General features: G+C 63.6%; 1 protein-coding gene. It reads right to left on the bottom strand.

Annotated features, from left to right (window positions below; translation table 11 throughout):
• A partial coding sequence (locus tag OHD58_RS30450; RefSeq protein ID WP_263807302.1) for a LysM peptidoglycan-binding domain-containing protein occupies positions 1-1576 on the bottom strand: 1576 nt, incomplete at both ends.

The raw sequence follows: 1576 nt of genomic DNA, 5'->3' as shown, positions 1-1576 counted from the left end.
CGTATAGCCATTGAATGTCACGTTGACGGTGGTCTTGGTGGCGCCTTCGATCACCACGGTTTCTCCGGGATGAATAAGATCGGGGTCGCGCGGTGAGGTAAACAGTTCGGGATTGCTCTCGGCGAGTTCCTCCAGCGTCACACCGTGCGCCGCGGCGATATCGCTCAAATTGTCGCCCGGCTTCACCTCGTAGTCGATCGGCTCGCCATCATTCAGCGTCTCGACGATGGTTTCGGTGCGTCGGCCATCCTTGTCGAAGACGATCGTCGTCTCGGTGTTGTTCTTGGGATCAACGATCTTGGTCGTCTGCTCGCCGGTCTCGGTGTTGCGTTCGGTGTGGGTTGTCACGCCGTTGCCGTCCACCGAGTCGGTCGTCTCGGTCTTGCCCTCGGTGACAGTCACCGAAGTCGCACCGTGATGGTAGTCGTTGTTGTAGGTGACCGTCCTGCCGCTATCCGGATCGGTGACGACGATCTGCAAGGTCTCGCCCGGGTCGCCGCCCTGCTCGACCTCAAGGCCGGCAGCGTTCAGTTCGGCGATTACCTGTTCCGGCGTGAGGCCGCGCTCCTCGGCGATCTCCTCGAAGCTCATGCCTTCGGCGAGCTGGTCCTGGATGGAAGGCGCACCCGAGCCGTCCGAGGTCTGCGTCTGTGCCAGGGTGACTTCCTTGCCGTCCGGCCCGGTAACCGTTGTCACCGGCAAAGCGACGCTGTTGTTGGGCGTCACCGTCTTCACGGTCGACCCGTTCGGCAGGTTCTTGGTTACGGTGACGACGCCCTCACCGTTCGTTTCGGTGGTCGTGGTTATGCGCGTCTGCGGATTCGTCGTGCGTTCGGTGACCGAGCCGTCGCCGAGATCAGCGACATATTTGGTCGTGATGGCGCCTGTTTCCGGATCGACGCTGGTGGTTTCCTTGCGGCCGAGATCGTCACGGATCGGCGAGGACGTCGCCTGCCCGTCGGGACCCGTCACTTCCGTGTAATAGCCGCCATGGTGATAATCCTGGTTTTCGGTGATCGTGCGGCCGCTTCCGTCCTTGATCACGACCTGGCGGGTATCGCCGTTGGCGTATTCGGTGGCCACGGCCTCCATGCCGCCGGCGTTCAATGCCGCCACCACCTGTTCGGGCGTCATGTCCCGCTCTTCGGCGATGTTGTCGATGCTCTTGCCGCCGTCGATATCCTTGACGATGTCCTCCGCCTTGGTGACCTCCGGTGAAGGCTCGCCCTCGTCGGGCGGCGTATACCCGGCCAGAACCAGCTTCGGGGAAGAGCCGCCAAAATTCTGCGTCGTGAACAGTGCCGGGAACGCAGTAGCGCCGCCATTGCCCTGCGGCGTGGCGGCACCGGCGGTGGGCAGCATTGGCGCCGGCTGTGTCGCCGGGGTTGCTGACTGTGCCGTGGTCAGCTCCGCATTGACCTGCGTCAGCCGCTGGCGCGCACTGGCGGCCGCGTCGGACTCGCCCATCTTGTTGGCGAGCCGGATCTCATTGCGCAATTTCGTGGCTTCGGCCTGCAGCCGCGTGATCTGCTCGGCATTCGCCTTGGGATCGACCTTGGGAGGCGGCGGGGGCTTG

This window comes from Mesorhizobium sp. ZC-5 (genome assembly GCF_025753855.1).
GTDB lineage: Bacteria > Pseudomonadota > Alphaproteobacteria > Rhizobiales > Rhizobiaceae > Neomesorhizobium.
Note: the sequence above shows the minus strand (reverse complement) of the source record. Positions and strands in the feature narration are given on the sequence as shown.